16 protein-coding genes are annotated in these 16,781 nt (G+C 43.7%); 8 read left to right on the top strand and 8 right to left on the bottom strand.

Annotation, left to right across the window (positions count from 1 at the left end):
- Positions 1–22: 22 nt before the first annotated feature.
- Genes AC23P2_RS08600 through serS form a run of 6 tightly spaced genes read left to right on the top strand, consistent with a single transcriptional unit; the run spans position 23 to position 6,043 of the window.
- Entirely contained in the window at positions 23–706 is a 684-nt protein-coding gene (locus tag AC23P2_RS08600; RefSeq protein WP_487772810.1) for a glycosyltransferase family 2 protein, read from the top strand.
- 52 nt (positions 707–758) lie between these two features.
- Complete coding sequence (locus AC23P2_RS08595; protein WP_487772809.1) at positions 759–1,016, top strand: CBU_0592 family membrane protein; 258 nt, start codon at positions 759–761, stop codon at positions 1,014–1,016.
- Positions 1,017–1,029: 13 nt separating this feature from the next.
- Positions 1,030–1,671, top strand: coding sequence for an alpha/beta hydrolase (locus tag AC23P2_RS08590; RefSeq protein WP_487772808.1), 642 nt, complete (start codon positions 1,030–1,032; stop codon positions 1,669–1,671).
- A gap of 37 nt (positions 1,672–1,708) precedes the next feature.
- On the top strand, positions 1,709–3,067 hold the full coding sequence (locus AC23P2_RS08585; RefSeq protein WP_487772807.1) for an aspartate kinase: 1,359 nt from the start codon (positions 1,709–1,711) through the stop codon (positions 3,065–3,067).
- A gap of 1 nt (position 3,068) precedes the next feature.
- A complete protein-coding gene (locus tag AC23P2_RS08580) occupies positions 3,069–4,769 on the top strand; it encodes a DUF262 domain-containing protein (protein WP_487772806.1) in 1,701 nt (566 codons plus the stop codon).
- A gap of 2 nt (positions 4,770–4,771) precedes the next feature.
- A complete protein-coding gene (serS, locus tag AC23P2_RS08575; protein ID WP_487772805.1) occupies positions 4,772–6,043 on the top strand; it encodes a serine--tRNA ligase in 1,272 nt (423 codons plus the stop codon).
- Between the two features lie 86 nt (positions 6,044–6,129).
- Here the strand turns inward: serS and AC23P2_RS08570 are convergent, their stop codons facing one another.
- The 5 genes from AC23P2_RS08570 to AC23P2_RS08550 all read right to left on the bottom strand — a co-directional run bounded on the left by AC23P2_RS08570 (position 6,130) and on the right by AC23P2_RS08550 (position 11,878).
- Positions 6,130–7,056: a glycoside hydrolase family 43 protein gene (locus AC23P2_RS08570; RefSeq protein ID WP_487772804.1), complete on the bottom strand. Its 927-nt coding sequence runs from the start codon at positions 7,054–7,056 to the stop codon at positions 6,130–6,132.
- 19 nt (positions 7,057–7,075) lie between these two features.
- Positions 7,076–8,245 (bottom strand): signal peptidase I, encoded by a 1,170-nt coding sequence (lepB, locus tag AC23P2_RS08565; protein ID WP_487772803.1) that lies wholly within the window; start codon positions 8,243–8,245, stop codon positions 7,076–7,078.
- A gap of 66 nt (positions 8,246–8,311) precedes the next feature.
- Positions 8,312–9,655, bottom strand: a complete 1,344-nt coding sequence (locus AC23P2_RS08560; protein ID WP_487772802.1) for an ABC transporter permease — start codon at positions 9,653–9,655, stop codon at positions 8,312–8,314.
- A 27-nt stretch (positions 9,656–9,682) separates the two neighbouring features.
- The gene (locus AC23P2_RS08555) at positions 9,683–10,609 is read right to left on the bottom strand and encodes an ABC transporter ATP-binding protein (RefSeq protein WP_487772801.1); all 927 of its coding nucleotides are present in this window, start codon (positions 10,607–10,609) and stop codon (positions 9,683–9,685) included.
- Between the two features lie 108 nt (positions 10,610–10,717).
- Positions 10,718–11,878, bottom strand: coding sequence for a serine hydrolase domain-containing protein (locus AC23P2_RS08550; protein ID WP_487772800.1), 1,161 nt, complete (start codon positions 11,876–11,878; stop codon positions 10,718–10,720).
- A gap of 100 nt (positions 11,879–11,978) precedes the next feature.
- Between AC23P2_RS08550 and AC23P2_RS08545 the strand changes: the two genes are divergently transcribed.
- Together AC23P2_RS08545 and AC23P2_RS08540 are read left to right on the top strand one after the other, a co-directional pair.
- Positions 11,979–12,974, top strand: a complete 996-nt coding sequence (locus tag AC23P2_RS08545) for a polysaccharide deacetylase family protein (RefSeq protein WP_487772799.1) — start codon at positions 11,979–11,981, stop codon at positions 12,972–12,974.
- A 118-nt stretch (positions 12,975–13,092) separates the two neighbouring features.
- The gene (locus AC23P2_RS08540) at positions 13,093–14,400 is read left to right on the top strand and encodes a cryptochrome/photolyase family protein (RefSeq protein ID WP_487772798.1); all 1,308 of its coding nucleotides are present in this window, start codon (positions 13,093–13,095) and stop codon (positions 14,398–14,400) included.
- A gap of 2 nt (positions 14,401–14,402) precedes the next feature.
- Here AC23P2_RS08540 and AC23P2_RS08535 read toward each other — a convergent pair whose 3' ends face one another.
- The 3 genes from AC23P2_RS08535 to AC23P2_RS08525 form a co-directional block, all read right to left on the bottom strand.
- Positions 14,403–15,080 carry a LytR/AlgR family response regulator transcription factor gene (locus AC23P2_RS08535; protein ID WP_472487155.1) on the bottom strand — a complete coding sequence of 226 codons (678 nt, stop codon included), beginning with the start codon at positions 15,078–15,080 and terminating at the stop codon, positions 14,403–14,405.
- 261 nt (positions 15,081–15,341) lie between these two features.
- The gene (locus tag AC23P2_RS08530; RefSeq protein ID WP_487772797.1) at positions 15,342–16,367 is read right to left on the bottom strand and encodes a sensor histidine kinase; all 1,026 of its coding nucleotides are present in this window, start codon (positions 16,365–16,367) and stop codon (positions 15,342–15,344) included.
- Positions 16,364–16,780, bottom strand: coding sequence for a hypothetical protein (locus tag AC23P2_RS08525; protein WP_487772796.1), 417 nt, complete (start codon positions 16,778–16,780; stop codon positions 16,364–16,366). The genes AC23P2_RS08530 and AC23P2_RS08525 overlap by 4 nt, the downstream gene beginning before the upstream one ends.
- Position 16,781 lies beyond the last annotated feature (1 nt).

Here is a 16,781-nt window from a genome sequence, read left to right as displayed (position 1 = left end):
CCTAACTGCAAATTCCAATCTTTTGAACATCATCGTCATTATTCCAGCCTACAACGAAGAGGCCGCCATTGGACAAGTAATTTCGGAAATCCCTACTAATTGGGTACGCGAGATTGTCGTTGTCGATAACCGCTCGACAGACCAAACGGCTATTCGAGCCCAAGAAGCAGGAGCGACTGTTGTTCACGAAGCGCTGCCTGCCTACGGTCGGGCTTGTTTACGCGGAATGGACTACGTAAAATCATTGGCAACCCCACCCGATATTATTGTCTTTTTGGACGGTGACCACTCCGATTATCCCGAAGAACTCCCTGATTTAGTGCGACCGATTTTGGAACAAAATTACGATATGGTCATTGGATCGCGGGCGTTAGGAAAACGCGAAAGCGGGTCTATGACGCCCCAGCAAGTGTTTGGCAATTGGCTCGCTACATTTCTGTTACGTCTTTTATACGGCGTTCAATACACTGATTTAGGCCCCTTTCGGGCTATTAAATGGGATAAGCTTTTGGCACTCGATATGCAAGACAAAACCTATGGCTGGACGGTCGAAATGCAACTAAAAGCGGCGAAACAGCGTCTCAAATCAACAGAAGTAGCCGTTAACTACCGAAAGCGAATCGGTTTTTCTAAAATATCGGGCACGGTAAAAGGCGTTGTCTTAGCGGGTTACAAGATTATCACGACAATTTTCAAGTATTGGTAACGGGCGCAAGATAGTACCGATTTATCGTGTAATTTTGCGGAAAATTTCAAAAATGACAGAACGTCTTATTATAGATATACTCGGATGGGTAGGTTCGGTGCTGGTAGTGGGAGCGTATGCCCTCAACATCAGTGGTAGGTTACATGCCACTACCAAGGCTTATTTGTGGGCAAATTTGGTTGGAAGTGCTTTTCTCATTGTTAATACCCTTACCTATGGCGCTATTCCGTCTGCAATGGTCAATATCATTTGGGTAGGGATTGCACTTTGGGGAATGTTTAAGCAAGAAAAAGGAAAGTCTGTTTCATAATTTATAACTGAGCATGAAACAGGTTTTTCTGATTGGGGGATTAGGAGCAGATGAGCGAGTTTTTCAACACCTCACTCTCTCCTCTTTTGAACAAATTTTTGTTCAATGGCTGCCACCCTTTCGTAATGAGCTTTTAGCCGACTATGCCAAACGACTAGCGACCCAACTTATCCCTGAAAACGACCCGATTATTGTCGGCGTTTCATTCGGAGGTATGTTGGCCACAGAAATAGCGAAGTTGAAACCGAAAGCAAAAGTATTCATTATATCAAGTGCAAAAACCTTTAAAGAAATCCCTGTTTATTTTCGTATCCTTGGTTATTTGAATATTTTAAAATTCACCCCTATTCAACTTTTCAAGTATCATACAAAAATTACAGACTGGTTTTTTGGAGTTAAAAACAAACAAGAAAGTCTTCTACTGGCATCCATATTACAAAGGACAGATAGTAGCTTTCTAAAATGGGCTTTAATTCAAATTGTTCATTGGAAAAATACGATTATTCCTCCAAATGTGATTCACATTCATGGAAACAACGACAGAATTCTTCCGAGTAAATACATTCACTCGACAAGACTAATTGCAGGCGGAGGACACTTGATGATTTTAAACAGGGCAACTGAAATCAGTAATATCATAAAACATCAGATTTGATTCAAACACAACTCACCAATAATAATTCAGTAGCAAAATGCAAGTTTGGAAATTTGGCGGTACGTCGGTAGGAAAACCCGAACGGATGCACTCAATCAGAAATCTAGTAACGGCAGATAGCGGCCGCAAAATCGTAGTATTATCGGCACTTTCGGGAACCACCAACGCGTTGATTTCGATGGGCGACTCGGCCAAGGCAAACAACGAAGCCGAAGTACAAGAAAAAATAGACGCTTTGAAAGCGCACTACGATGCGTTTATCAAAGAGTTATATAGTACTGAAGAAGGACTCAAAAAAGGTCAAGCAGTGGTTGACAATGAGTTTAACTTTATTCGCTCAGTGTTAAAAAGCCGCCCTTTTGGCCTCAAGCAGGACAAAGAGTTGGTGGCACAAGGCGAAATTATGAGTACGCAGATGTTCCAAGCGTATTTGGAAGAAGTAGGCGAAAGTTCAGTACTATTGCCTGCCTTGGATTTTATGCGTATTGACCACGATGGTGAGCCTGAATTGGAAACTATTGAGGAATTATTGAGCGATATGCTCGGCCATCATCCAGAGAAACAAATCATCGTTACGCAAGGGTTTATTTGCCGCAATCCTCGCGGTGAAGTTGACAACCTCAAACGCGGTGGTTCTGATTATACTGCCTCGTTGATTGGGGGAGCAATTCGTGCCGAAGAAATCCAAATTTGGACCGACATCGACGGAATGCACAACAACGACCCACGCATCGTAAAACGCACTTTCCCCATCCGCGAATTGACGTTTGAAGAGGCTGCTGAGTTGGCTTATTTCGGGGCAAAAATTTTGCACCCAAGCACCATTACCCCCGCCAAATTACGCGGCGTGCCCGTTCGTTTGAAAAATACAATGGAGCCCGAAGCCTTTGGTACGCTGATTGCTACCACTACGACCGACCGCGAAATCAAGGCAATTGCGGCCAAAGACGGTCTGACGGCAATTTATATTCACTCGACTCGTATGCTGAATGCGTACGGTTTCTTGCGTCGTGTATTCGAGATTTTCGAGAAATACAAAACGCCTGTGGATATGATTACGACGTCGGAGGTTTCGGTATCAGTCACCATCGACAACGATACGCACTTGAGCGAAATTACGGCCGAGTTGAGCGAAATCGCCGACTTGGAAGAACACGACCGCGACTTGTCAATTATCTGTATCGTAGGAGACTTCAAAGCCGATAAAGAAGGGATTGCTTTGAAAGTATTTGAAGCCATGAAACACATTCCAATCCGAATGATTTCGTACGGAGCTTCAGAACACAACCTTTCGATTTTGGTATGGTCAAAAGACAAAGCCGAAGCCCTCAATGTCCTCAATGAGCGTCTCTTCTATTATGAAGATGCGATGAAGACGATTTTTAATGCACAATAATATGGCACTAACTTTAAATACTGAATCAAAAACATATAGCGAATTGATAGGCAATGGACGGTTTTATACCGTCCCCGCCTATCAGCGTGATTATTCTTGGGATATTAGTGAATGGGAAGATTTGTGGTATGATATAATGCATCTTGCAGATGAAGAATATCATTATATGGGATATCTAGTTCTGCAAAATACAGAGAATAAAACGTTTACTATTGTAGATGGTCAGCAACGTATTACTACTTTAAGCTTATTGTATTTATCTGGAATAAAATTATTAGATGATTGGATACACGAAGGAATCGAACCTGATATAACAAAAGAACGCCGTAATGAATTAGAAAGAGGGTTTATTGGCAATAAATCTGCCTCATCTATAAACATAACGCCCAAACTCTCTCTAAATCGAAATAACGACGACTTTTATCAACAATATATCCTCAAATTTCGCAAACCAATCAATATTTCTCGCCAAAAAATATCAAACAAACGCATTCTCAGAAGCTATGAATTTTTCTTACATAAACTAAAAGAGAAATTTTCAAAAGATAAAAACGCTGAAAAATTAGCTATATTTCTTGAAAAATCTATAGCAGAAAGACTGGTTTTTACCGTGATAAATGTACAAGATGATTTAAATGCTTATAAAATTTTTGAAACATTAAATGCGAGAGGAATTAAACTTTCGACATCTGATTTACTCAAAAATTACCTTTTTTCAATTGCTTTTAAAACAAGTGATATTGATTTAAAAAGCGCAGAGTCCCAATGGCAAAGTATTAGCGAAGCATTAGGTAGCGATGACTTTTCTACTTTTTTACGACATTTTTGGAATTCAAGATATTCTTTAGAAAGGAAGCAAACCCTGTTTAAGGCCATAAAAAGAGTATACAAGAACCCTGAACAAGTCGCCACACTCCTTGATGATTTGCAGGAGGCCGTTGAGATTTATAGCAGTCTTTCAAATTCGGCTGCTGAAATTTGGGATCGAAGTAGAGACAACAATCAATCTAAACACATAGCAGATATTCAACTTTTTAATGTAACTCAGTGTTATCCAATGCTTTTAGCTGGTTATAAACACTTACCAAGCACTCAATTTACCAAGTTATTGCAAGCTATTTCTATCATCTCATTCAGGTATAATATTATTAGTAATCTCAACCCAAATGAATTAGAATATATTTTTAATGAGGTTGCAAATAAAATCTCAAACAAGGAAATAAAAACAGCTAAAGACGCTATTCATAAATTGAAAGTAGTATATGTAGATGATGAACGATTCAAAAATAATTTCAAGACAAAGGCAATGCCTTACAGTGGAAGGAATAAAAAACTTATTCGATATATTTTAACATCATTAGAGAATCAATTGTCTTCTACTGATATTGCCTATGAAGAATCTAAGGTGACTATTGAGCATATTTTACCCGAAAACCCAGCAGAAGGATGGAATGATTATTTTAAACCTGAAGAACAAGATATTTACTGTGAATATCTTGGCAATTATACCCTTTTGGAGGAAAGCTTAAATAATAAAATCGGGTCGAAATTATTTGAATATAAAAAGTCTATTTATCGCAACAGTCAGTATAAAATCACTAAAGAATATATTGACTATACAGAGTGGACTCCCGAAACTTTACGCAAGCGTCAAGAAAAAATGGCAAATACTGCCATAACCGTTTGGAAAATTAACTTCTAAAAATGCTACAGTTAAACTTCATCCGCGAAAACCGCGAACTAACCATTACAGGGTTGGAACGCAAGTATTTTAAAGGTGCTACCGAAGCGGTGGACACTATTTTAGGCTTGGACAAACAGCGTCGTGATACGCAAAGTGAGTTAGACGCTACCTTGGCACAATCCAACGCCTTAGCCAAGCAAATCGGGCAGTTGATGAAAGAGGGTAAGAAAGAAGATGCCGAAGCAGCTAAAGCTCAGACATCCACCCTGAAGGTTCGCGCAAAATCGCTGGAAGAAAGTCTGAAAGAAGTCGAAGAGCAACTTCAAGCGACGTTGGTATTACTCCCCAACCTTCCTCACGAAAGCGTTCCTCCTGGCCGTACGCCCGAAGAAAACGTAGAAGTATATCTTTGGGGCGAAAAACCTGCGCTACCCGAAACGGCCAAGCCTCACTGGGACTTGATTGAGCAATACGACATCATTGATTTCAAACTTGGCACCAAAATCACAGGAGCAGGTTTTCCTGTTTACAAAGGAAAAGGGGCGCGTATTCAGCGGGCGATGATTCAATTCTTTTTGGACAAAGCCGTTGAAGCAGGTTACATGGAGGTGCAACCGCCTATTCTAATCAATGCCGAATCGGGTTTTGGAACGGGGCAATTGCCTGACAAAGAAGGCCAAATGTACCACGCCACTGCCGATGACTTATACCTCATTCCAACGGCGGAAGTACCTATCACGAACCTGTATCGTGACGTTATTGTGGCTGAAAGCGAGCTACCTATCAAAAACGTGGGATACACCCCTTGTTTCCGCCGCGAAGCGGGTAGCTGGGGCGCGCACGTACGTGGGCTCAACCGCCTTCACCAGTTTGACAAAGTAGAAATTGTACAGGTACGGAAGCCAGAAGAGTCGTACCAAGCCCTTGACGAAATGGCCGAGCACGTAAAAGGATTGCTTCAAGCGTTGGAGTTGCCATTCCGTATCATCCGCCTGTGCGGTGGCGATATGGGCTTTACTTCGGCCCTTACCTACGATTTTGAAGTATGGTCAGGTGCGCAAGGCCGTTGGTTGGAATGTAGCTCTGTTTCTAACTTTGAAACCTACCAAGCCAATCGCCTCAAGTTACGTTATAAAATCGACGGAAAAACGCAGTTGTTACATACCCTCAATGGGTCGGCATTGGCATTGCCGCGTATTTTGGCCGCCCTGCTCGAAAACAACCAAACGCCAGAAGGAATCCGTATTCCGAAGGCATTGGTACCTTACTGTGGATTTGAGATAATTAAGTAGAGATATGTGGAGGAGGTTGCTTACAACCTCCCCTATTTTGTAGGCAGACCTGCCAAGTTTCAAAAACTTGGCAGGTCTTTTCTTTTCTATTTCTGTAAAGCTTCAATTAGCGTCATCGGCACTTTGAAGGCTGTGCCGTGACGAATACCTTCAGGAAACGTTACCTGCTCCGACACATCTTCCCACGTTTTCAGGTCTTTTGAACGTACTGCTCCGTACTTGTGCTGGGTATATTTATCAAAATACACGTACACATACTCTCCCACCTCAATCGCGGTAGGTCCTTCGGCCCAGTATTTCCCCGTGATAGGTTCAGAAACTTTTGTAGGAAATGGCCCTAGTGCGCTTTTCGCTTCGGTGATACGGATATTTTTTTCGGGCGGATTGGGGTTCTCATTTTTCAGAAACATCACGTAATTTTTACCTCGCTTCAAGATGCTTGCATCAATGACGCTGAAATCGGGGTTAAAGAATAGCTTTGTTTCGCTGAATGTCTTAAAATCCTTGGTTGTAACGTAGTACATACGGTGGTTCAAGCCTTTTTCGCGCTCCGAATCGGCTACGTCGGTATGGCGGCCAGGGATAGTCGTTGCCCAAAATATCAAAAACTGTTTCGTTTTGTCATCATAAGCAATTTCGGGTGCCCAGCTATTTTTTGCTGTGGGTTCATGCTCCATCACCGAGATTGCCCGCTGTTCCGACCAATTTACCAAATCTTTGGAAGAAGCATAACCGATGATTTTGTCCCACCACCCGCTCGTCCAAACCATGTGGAAGGTTCCCGTTTTGTCTTGGTAAATACACGGGTCGCGCATTAGCTTATCCTTTCCCACAGCGGGTTTTAAAAAAGAGTTTCCTCCTTTCAATGCTTTCCAGTGAAGCCCGTCGGTGCTGTAAGCAAAATGAAGGCCATCTTCCCCATTTTTCACGAAATACGAAAATAAATACGCGTTTTGTTGTGCCTTAGCAGATAACGTTATTCCCAACAACAAGAGCAACCATAAATGTCTCATAGTATAAAATCAAATACGCCTACTCAATCAAACGAAATAGACGATTCCAACGGATTTTGTGAATAAAAGATTTTGGATTGGGATCAATCGACATCCACGTAAAAAGCGCCTTCCCGACAATGTGGTCTTCGGGAACAAATCCCCAAAAACGTGAGTCGGCCGACTCATAGCGATTGTCACCCATCATAAAAAAGTAGTCCTGCTTAAAGGTATATTGCGTTAGCGGCTTGCCGTCGATGCTAATTTGGGTCTTTGTTACATTCACTTTTTCAGCATCGTTATAGTCAAAATACTTGATAACGTGTCCGTATTTGGCGATGTTAACCGAATCAAGCGTAATCGTCAAGCCTTTTTTAGGAATCTGAATAGGTCCATAAAACTCTTGATTTTGAGCCAAAGCCGCTGGGTAGATTCCTGGTTCTGAAATACTTGCATTGTAGCGGGCTATTTGCTGAATCGAGCGCACAAAATCGTATTTTTTGAGCGTTTCAACGATTTCGGGCGTCGTTCTTATTTGATAATGGTTAATTCCAGTTCGCGCCGAATCGGGAGGAAGTGCGCTATAATCTTGAATATTTTCTTTTTCAAAAAAACGGTCGTCCAACACGTCCGAAGACTCCATTCGGTAATAGAGTTCGGCACGCGGAGGCACAGGAGCTTTTACCCCGTTAATATATACTTCTGCATTTTTGATTTCGAGAATATCACCACTTACAGCCACGCAACGCTTGATAAAGTTATTTCTCAAATCAACAGGAAAGTCTTTATAACCTCCATTCCCAATGGAAACATCTTCAAACGGCTCATCAGCATCACCAGGATAGTTAAACACAACCACGTCATTGCGTTTGATGTGCGTAAAGCCTGGCAAACGATACATAGGCAGCTGAATAAGCGTCGAAAAAGAAGGAATGGATGTTCCCCAAATGGTTTGGTGCGTCAAAGGAATTTGAAGCGGGGTAACGGGCGTACGAGCGCCGTAATGCAGGTTACTAACAAACAAAAAATCACCCACGAGTAGCGTTTTCTCCATTGACGACGACGGAATGGTAAAAGGCGTAAAAAACAACCACCGAATGAAGGTCGCCGCTACTACCGCAAACACTACCGAATCAACCCACTCTCTCAGTGCTGACTTTTTGGGCGAGGAAGTCACTGCTTTTTCTTGTACTTTTTCTTTTGATTCCATACATTTTGGGGACAAAAAACATCCCGAAAGTTCAAAACTTTCGGGATGTTTGGCTTAGAAGATTATTTATCCTTTATAAAACAACCATTTGGACAACTCTTTGTAATTCACTTTTTTACCGTACATCAAAATACCGATACGATAAATTCGCGCGGCAATCCAAGTTGTACCAACGAATCCAAGCACAAGAAGTGCCATCGAAAGGGCAATTTCCCACGCAGGTACGCCAAACGGAATGCGCGCCATCATCACCACAGGCGACGTAAACGGAATCATGGACGTCCAGAAAGCCAACGAGCCATCGGGCTGATTAATGGCCAATTGGGCAAACACAATCGCTGCAATAATGGGGAGCATAATTGGGAAAGTAAACTGACCCGCCTCTTGTTGATTTTCGACCGAAGCTCCAATCGCCGCGTACAGCGAGCTGTACAACAAATAGCCACCCAAGAAATAGAACAAGAAGCAGAAGAAAATTTTGGCTAATGGCAACGATTGTGCCGATTTTGAGAAGTTTTCGATTGTCTGCAACGTATTGTTTTGCTGCTTCTCCATCTCTTTTTTTACTTCAGGATCGGCTTGTTCAGCTTGTTTTTTCATCACCTCCTCCGTGGCCGTAAACCGATTGAAACCAAAGAGTGTCTGAGTCGCGCTAGACACGCCAAATGTAAGCACTCCCCACAACACAAACTGGGTAAGCCCTACGGCCGCCACGCCTAAAATTTTACCCAACATCAAGTGAAAAGGCTTCACCGACGAAATAATCACCTCGATAATACGGTTGGATTTTTCTTCCATGACGCCCTGCATCACCCCTGCGCCGTACACCAAAATAAAGATGTACAGCAAAAATGCCGCCGCATAACCCGCCACATACGCTGCCATGGTACTGCTCGACTGCGACTTCCCCTCATCGTCGAGGCTAAAAGTCTGGGCATCAACGTCTTGATTTGCATCTTCAATCACCTGCTGAGTAATGCCTGCTTTCGACAACTTAATATTGCGCAACCCTTGCTGAACTACCTTTTCAATGCGATTTTTGAGCATAGGGCCGATGTTTTTTTCGGCATAAATCTGCAAGCTGTTTGGACGACTCATAATGTCAGCAGGAATATGGACGAGTAAGTTGTCTTCTTTGCCCTTTAGTTTCTTCTGAGCCGTGGCTACAGGGCCACTGATAAGCTCAAACGTGGTGTTTTTATCACTTTTAAATTTGTCCGTAAACAACCCACTTTCGTCGATTACCTGAATCGTTTTGTGTTCGCTTTTGAAAGAGCCCACGGCGGCCCACACAATGATTCCATAAAAAGCCGCAATGAGAATAGGCGTGAGGAAAGTCATTACGATGAACGACTTTTTGCGTACCCGCACTAAATATTCGCGTTTGAGAACAAGGAAAATGTTTTTCATAGTCTTTCGGTTAACTGATACTCACTATCATTTCGATTCGTCGGGTACATCACTGCCTACGGCCTTGATAAAAATGTCGTTGAACGATGGGATGTTTTCGTGGAAAGAAACCAGTTCGACCTGATTGATAAGGTTTGCCACCAGCTTATTTACCGTGGCATCTTCTACAATCCGAATCGTAGCTTGGTGTACACCTTCTCCCGTATCTTTTGTAGTAATCAACTCAAATTCAGGAGACAACTCACCCAATGAGCCTTGATAACGCACGGAGTAGCTATTTTCTTTAAACTGATTTTTGATGTCCTTTTTGCTACCATTCAGAATAATCCGCGACTTATTGACGAGTGCAATATGGTCGCAAAGCTCTTCTACGGATTCCATTCGGTGCGTCGAAAAAATGATGGTTGTGCCTCGCTGTCGAAGTTCAATAATTTCGTCCTTAATGAGGTTAGCATTAATAGGGTCAAAACCCGAGAAGGGTTCGTCAAGGATAATCAATTTGGGTTCGTGCATTACCGTGGCCACAAATTGTACCTTTTGTTGCATCCCCTTTGAAAGGTCTTCGATACTTTTGGTCCACCACGTTTTGATGTCAAACTTTTTGACCCAAACCTTGAGCTTATCCATGGCTTCGCGCTCCGACAACCCTTTGAGCTGCGCAAGGTAGAGCAATTGCTCACCTACCTTCATTTTTTTGTACAACCCTCGCTCTTCGGGTAAGTAACCAATCTCTTGGATGTGATTGGGGTTAAGTCGCTGCCCATCAAACAACACATAGCCTTCGTCAGGGGCAGTAATTTGTGTAATGATGCGAATCAACGAAGTTTTTCCAGCTCCGTTGGGGCCAAGTAACCCAAAAATACATCCTTTAGGAACACTAAGACTAACGCCATCGAGGGCGCGATGGGTAGCATATTGCTTGACTATGTCATGCGCTTCGAGAATGTGAGACATAATTTAGGTATAAGATTATATCGAAAATTACAGTCTTTATGCCCGATTATTCAACTACTTGTGGATGTTTGGTGATTTGATAGGATAAATGGCAGTCGGGTCTCATTCCTACTGCCGAAGAACCTCCAATGCTGCTGCCAAATAGGCTTCTGAATCTTGGCGGAAATACGGCCCTACTTTTTCGGGCGACTCTTTGTGCCCCAAACGCACCACTACTGCGTTCTCCGAAGGAATAGCCCACACCAACTGTCCCAACAACCCACGCATACTCACCGTTTGGAGATTTTTATAAGGCTGCATCCAGAACTGAAATCCATACACCTGAAGCGGGGCGTTCGTTTTGGGGTCAAGTAAGTTTGTCGCAGGGCTAAGTGCCTGATTCATGTATTTTTCGGACACAATCCGCTGCTGTCCCCAAGCCCCTTTCCAGAGCATTAAATGACCAAAACGAGCGTAATCACGGGCGGTAGGAGCAAAGCAGCAAAACGATTTTTCGCGTCCTTTGGGTTTATCCAACATCCAAACAGCATCGGTTTCAGCGCCAATTCGTTGGAAGATTTTTTCGGAGACTAGGTCTGATATTTTCTTATTATAGGCTTTTTCTAACACCAAGCCCAAAATTTGGGTATCTCCACTGCGGTATTCAAACTCCTTGCCAACGGGTTTTTCAACTTTAAGAGCGTCTATTACCTTAGCGATGTCTTCTCCGTAGTAACCGTAGGCGTTGTTGCTAAATACCCCACGGTCTTTTTCGTGCCAATCAAGCCCCGAACTCATCGTTAGGCAGTGCCGAATCGTGATTTTCTTTTTTTCTCCCTCCGAAAATGAACCTATATAATGCGAAATAGGCTCATCCAAGCTTTTGATTTTGTTCTCGTTGAGGGCAATTCCCACGAGCATTGAAATGACACTTTTGGCAGCCGAAAACGACTGACTTAGCGTTTTGGTGTCGTAGCCTTCCCAGTAATGCTCATATTTGAGTTTTCCATCTTTAAATACCAAAAAAGCCGTGGTTTCGTACTTTTCGAGGGTATCTATCAAGTTTTTGGAAATGGTTGCTTTATTAAACGTAGAATCCAACGGCCAAGGCTCAGGGCGCGCCGACGCCAGTACTTGCCGAACGGGATGCTTTTTATAATCTAAAATATCAACCGCTCCTCGCTCTACATAATTACGGATATGTACCAAGGGGGGTGCATAAGTAAGGGCAGTTCCAGCCAAAATGAGGCCTCCTAAACCAAAAAGCGACTTTCGTAATAGTCTTTTCATCTGAATGTTAAGTAAGTAGAAGGACTTCCCTCCAAGGCTTGATTGGGTATGGTTTACCTTTGCAAGACTTTATACAAACAAATATAACCGTTGTGAGTCCATGAAACAGCTTTTTTTTGTCGCTGCACTTATTTCTTTCCTCTACCGCCCTAGCCAAGCGCAAGAAACCTACGCCGAAAAATTGGGGTATCCCAAAGGTAAAAAAATCATTTTGTTTCACATCGACGACGCAGGCATGTCGTACGAAGCCAACCAAGGTACTATCATTGCCATGGAAAAAGGCGTGGCTAATTCTACGAGTGTGATGATGCCTTGTGGATGGGTTCCTGCCTACATGAAATACCTCCAAAAGTATCCCAATACCGATGCGGGCGTTCACCTTACCCTCACATCGGAGTGGAAAGGCTACCGTTGGTTTCCTATCTCAGGACGTGAAAAAGTGCCTGGGTTAGTTGATAAAGAAGGAGCAATGTGGTCGAATGTCGGAGATGTGGTAAAGCACGCCTCTGCCGATGAAGTAGAAACCGAAATTCGCGCTCAAATTGCGCGTTTTCGAAGTTTTGGGGTAGAGCCTTCGCACATCGACTCCCACATGGGAACGTTGTTTGGTTCGCCTGCTTTTACGGAGCGCTATGTGAAGGTGGGGATTCAAGAAAAAATCCCTGTTATGTTGCCAGGTGGGCATGCCACCCTCATCGCGAAAGAACGCAACAGCCCAGCGCAAGAGATTCAGCAATTTCAGCAAGTAGGCAAAATGCTTTGGGGCGCTGGCTTACCTGTATTGGACGATTTGTTTGCCGATACCTACGGTTGGAAATTGCCCGCAGGCACTCCCAATACGGAAGAAAATTTGCGCAAAATGAAGACCCAAAAGTACATCGAGCTTCTCAAAGAAGCGAAACCTGGCATCACCATGGTAATCATGCACTGCGCCGCGCCGAGCGATAATTTCAAAGAAATCACCGACTCGTGGCCTACACGTTATGGCGATTTTTGGGCCATGCTCGACCCCGAATTAAAAACGTTTCTCGATAAAGAAGGCATCGTACTCACCACTTGGCGTGAAATGTACGAGCGCCGTAAAAAAGTGAAATAACATCCAGCTCGCCCCGAGTTGAACTCGGGGCGAAAACGGAACAAAGTCTCTGACTTTACTTCTATCCAAAAAACAATCTTTCCTGAAGCGTAGTTGTTAAAAAAACTACGCTTTTTTTATGAGTCAACCAATTACGCTGTTTTGGTTTCGTCGCGATTTGCGCCTGCACGACAATGCCGCTTTGTATCATGCCCTCAAGTCGGGCAATCCTGTGCTTCCTGTTTTTCTTTTTGATACCGAAATTTTGGACAGGCTCGAAGACAAGCGCGACCGACGGGTAGAGTTTATTCACCAAGCATTGCAAGAATTACAGGCGCAATTGACGCAAATGGGCAGCACGTTGGTGGTCAAGCATGGCTCTTCAGCTGCTTGCTGGGAAGAACTCACCCGCACCTACAACGTAGCCGAAGTCTATACCAACCACGATTACGAACCTGCCGCGATTCGTCGCGACAAAGTCATCGGAGAATCGCTCAACGCCCGCGGAATTGCGTTTTATACATATAAAGACCAGTGTATCTTTGAAAAAAACGAGGTGTTGAGCGGTGCAGGCACACCCTACACAGTTTTTACTCCTTACAGCCGCAAATGGAAAGAGACACTGAACTCGTTTTACCTAAAACCCTATCCGACAGAAGCTTATTTCCAACATTTTTATAAAACTCCTCCCCTTCCGCTTCCTAGCCTAGCACAAATAGGTTTTGAGGCCGTTGGACAACCTTTCCCTGCCAAAACGGTACGAGATGAGTTGGTAAAAAATTATAAAGAACGCCGTGATACTCCTTCGATTCAAGGTACGTCCCGTTTAAGCGTGCATTTGCGCTTTGGAACGATTTCGATTCGAGAGCTAGCTCGTCATACCAAAGACCTCAGCGAAACGTTTTTGAACGAACTTATTTGGCGGGATTTTTATATGCAAATTCTGTGGCATTTTCCGCACGTGGGTGAAGGTAAGGCATTTCGGGCAGACTACGACCGCATCGAATGGCGCAACGATGAAGCCCAATTCAAAAAATGGTGCGAAGGCCGTACGGGTTACCCGATTGTGGATGCAGGAATGCGCGAACTCAACGCGACGGGCTTTATGCACAATCGCGTCAGGATGGTAGTGGCTAGTTTTTTGACCAAACATTTGCTCATCGACTGGCGCTGGGGCGAAGCGTATTTTGCCCAAAAACTGCTTGATTTTGACCTTTCGGCCAACAATGGAGGCTGGCAATGGGCATCAGGGTCAGGGACAGACGCCGCGCCTTACTTCAGAATCTTTAACCCTACGTCTCAAACGCAGAAATTCGACCCCCAACTGGTTTATATCAAAAAATGGGTTCCCGAAATAAACAGCTTTGACTATCCCAAGCCGATTGTGGATCATGCCGCCGCCCGTGAGCGCTGCTTGACAACCTATCAGAAGGCGTTGAAACAGTAACTTCACCTCAGCAACCTCTCCTCTAGTTCGGTTTTGTAGGTTCCTGCCAAAGGGATGGCCACGCTTCCAACAGTCACTTGATGGCGTTCGAGCTTCTGAATGGCTTTCAACGCCACAAGGTAGGATTTGTGAATCCGTAAAAACTTGTCAGGGGGCAATTGACCCATCATTTCACCGAGGGTCATTCGGGTTGTGACTTTGCGAGTGCGCTCGTGAATAAAAAGCAAGTTGGTATCTGATTGGATGTACAATATTTCGTCAAGATGGACACGTACCCAATCGTACCCATCTTTTACAAACAAACTTGATGCTTCGCCAATTTGCTTGGCTTGCTGCCCCAACGCCCGATTACACGCCTGAAGAAAACGCCCAAACTCTACGGGTTTGAGCAGATAATCAAGGGCTTGCAGTTCAAACCCTTCGACGGCGTAGTCGGCGTAAGCTGTGACAAAAACTACTTGGGTTGAGGTATTTTTTAGGAGTCGAGCAAAATCAGTTCCCAACATATCAGGCATTTGTACGTCCAAAAACAGCAAATCGACGGGGTTTTGGTGCAAATATCTCAATGCTTCCGCCGCACTTTCAAACGTCTGTTTTAACTCCACAAAAGGCACTTTTTCCGCGTGACGCCGTAAGACTTGTAAAGCGGCAGGTTCGTCGTCAAGAGCAATAGCAATCATTTTATTTGGGGATAACTAACTCATACACGAAGTTGGCATACAATGACGTATCCCCGAAAAGATAAGGGGTCGGTCGGAAAAGGGCTTTTGATTTGTTTCCATGACGTTTGTTCTGTTTTGACTCATAAACAAATTTACAAAAATTTTGGCTTTATTTCACTCACCTACATATACTCCAGGTTGAACGCATTAATTTATTGCTCCAGAGGAGCTACATCTTAGTAGTAAGAATAAAACAAAGCGCCATCGGGCGGCTATTTTTCACATTTTAAGCTTTATCCCTAACAAAACATCAAATATACCTTCGCTAGTCTCTACAGATAGTTGATAACGATTCGGATAAATCAGTTCTAAACGCTGCTGTACGTTTTTGATTCCTGTTCCGTGTCCTTGTTTCTGCGCTGCTTGGGGCGAAATGCTATTTCGAACCCGAAAGGACAACTGCCCTCCCTCTATGGTTAGCTTTAGTTCGATAAAACTATCTTGTTGCAAACTAATACCATACTGAAACGCATTTTCCACAAACGGAATCAACAACAACGGGGCAATGCGGGCAGGTTGGCCGTCGTATTCAATCACCACATCCATCCGCAATTCCTTTCGCTTGGGTAGCCGTGCTTGTTGGAGTGCTAAGTATTTTTCTAAAAATTCGATTTCTCGTTCGACACTCGTAAAGTCTTTTTGGGTTTCTTGCAAGGTAAATCGCATGATACCTGCCAGTTGCTGCACCAACTCCGATACTTTATCATTTTGGGCAGCATCTGCTTCGTTGTAAATCGTATTGAGGGCATTGAACAAAAAATGGGGATTGATTTGCGATTTTAACGCCCGTAATTCCGCCTCGGTTTTTTGCTGTTGAAGTACCAACTGTTCGCGTCGAACTCGAAACGCATCGGCCACGTACCCAAAACCAACCACAACCCCCACAAACACCAAAGTAACGAGTACATTTTCATCCACAAACTCTTGTTCGTATCCTTTCCGAAACTGAAGCCCTTCAAACGTCAACCACATTAGCAGCAGCAGCCACGTCCAGTACGTCCATTTTTTTTCTGTATTTAGCCACCACCGAAAAGGCCCCCGATAGTTGAGCCAACTCAGCAACAAAACCAGTACGACCAGTAATACATAACTCAACAAAAACCTAAAAAAACCGCCTACCCCTTGCCCCTCATCGCCAAACTGTAACTGGAGGCTTTCGGTCAATAACCAACCGATGTAGCCTCCAACCAAGGCAACTACGAATCCAAACAGCCACGGACTATAAAAAAACGAGCGGAATTTCATTCTATTCGGCGGAGGGCGGTTTCGTCTAGTTTTGTTTTTGACATTTCGCGGGTGGCTTGTTCACCATTTGTCCGCTTAAAGTACAACGCATTGCTAAGGTAATCATAATCTACAATGCCTTTCAGATATACAGTTTCGTTGGGTAAAACGCTAAACGCCATGTTTTGTTTTTGGGTAATAAACCCACCCTCCGTTTCTATTTTTAGCCTTCCAGCGGGTACGTCAACGCGTATGTACTCGTTGTTGCTAAATTTTTGGCTTACCTCTTGGTTGTTGATTTTAAGAGTAAAATCAGAGGAAAAATAGTCTTTTCTTCGGTACAAAACCAACGTTCCTCGTTCTCCCGATTCATTCAGTTCTTCGGTTGCAGTGGCAAACATCATCCACAATCCAACCATCAATGCGTTTTTCATG

This window comes from Runella sp. R0.1_18 (assembly GCF_057652155.1).
Note: the sequence above shows the minus strand (reverse complement) of the source record. Positions and strands in the feature narration are given on the sequence as shown.

What these genes read in the sequence shown, in the direction of transcription:
- AC23P2_RS08590 (WP_487772808.1), top strand. Translation starts at nt 1,030, where the DNA reads ATGAAACAGGTTTTTCTGATTGGGGGATTAGGAGCAGATGAGCGAGTT.
- lepB (WP_487772803.1), bottom strand. Translation starts at nt 8,245, where the DNA reads ATGGAATCAAAAGAAAAAGTACAAGAAAAAGCAGTGACTTCCTCGCCC.
- AC23P2_RS08580 (WP_487772806.1), top strand. Translation starts at nt 3,069, where the DNA reads ATGGCACTAACTTTAAATACTGAATCAAAAACATATAGCGAATTGATA.
- AC23P2_RS08545 (WP_487772799.1), top strand. Translation starts at nt 11,979, where the DNA reads ATGAAACAGCTTTTTTTTGTCGCTGCACTTATTTCTTTCCTCTACCGC.
- serS (WP_487772805.1), top strand. Translation starts at nt 4,772, where the DNA reads ATGCTACAGTTAAACTTCATCCGCGAAAACCGCGAACTAACCATTACA.
- AC23P2_RS08540 (WP_487772798.1), top strand. Translation starts at nt 13,093, where the DNA reads ATGAGTCAACCAATTACGCTGTTTTGGTTTCGTCGCGATTTGCGCCTG.
- AC23P2_RS08555 (WP_487772801.1), bottom strand. Translation starts at nt 10,609, where the DNA reads ATGTCTCACATTCTCGAAGCGCATGACATAGTCAAGCAATATGCTACC.
- AC23P2_RS08535 (WP_472487155.1), bottom strand. Translation starts at nt 15,080, where the DNA reads ATGATTGCTATTGCTCTTGACGACGAACCTGCCGCTTTACAAGTCTTA.
- AC23P2_RS08595 (WP_487772809.1), top strand. Translation starts at nt 759, where the DNA reads ATGACAGAACGTCTTATTATAGATATACTCGGATGGGTAGGTTCGGTG.
- AC23P2_RS08530 (WP_487772797.1), bottom strand. Translation starts at nt 16,367, where the DNA reads ATGAAATTCCGCTCGTTTTTTTATAGTCCGTGGCTGTTTGGATTCGTA.
- AC23P2_RS08525 (WP_487772796.1), bottom strand. Translation starts at nt 16,780, where the DNA reads ATGAAAAACGCATTGATGGTTGGATTGTGGATGATGTTTGCCACTGCA.
- AC23P2_RS08550 (WP_487772800.1), bottom strand. Translation starts at nt 11,878, where the DNA reads ATGAAAAGACTATTACGAAAGTCGCTTTTTGGTTTAGGAGGCCTCATT.
- AC23P2_RS08570 (WP_487772804.1), bottom strand. Translation starts at nt 7,056, where the DNA reads ATGAGACATTTATGGTTGCTCTTGTTGTTGGGAATAACGTTATCTGCT.
- AC23P2_RS08585 (WP_487772807.1), top strand. Translation starts at nt 1,709, where the DNA reads ATGCAAGTTTGGAAATTTGGCGGTACGTCGGTAGGAAAACCCGAACGG.
- AC23P2_RS08560 (WP_487772802.1), bottom strand. Translation starts at nt 9,655, where the DNA reads ATGAAAAACATTTTCCTTGTTCTCAAACGCGAATATTTAGTGCGGGTA.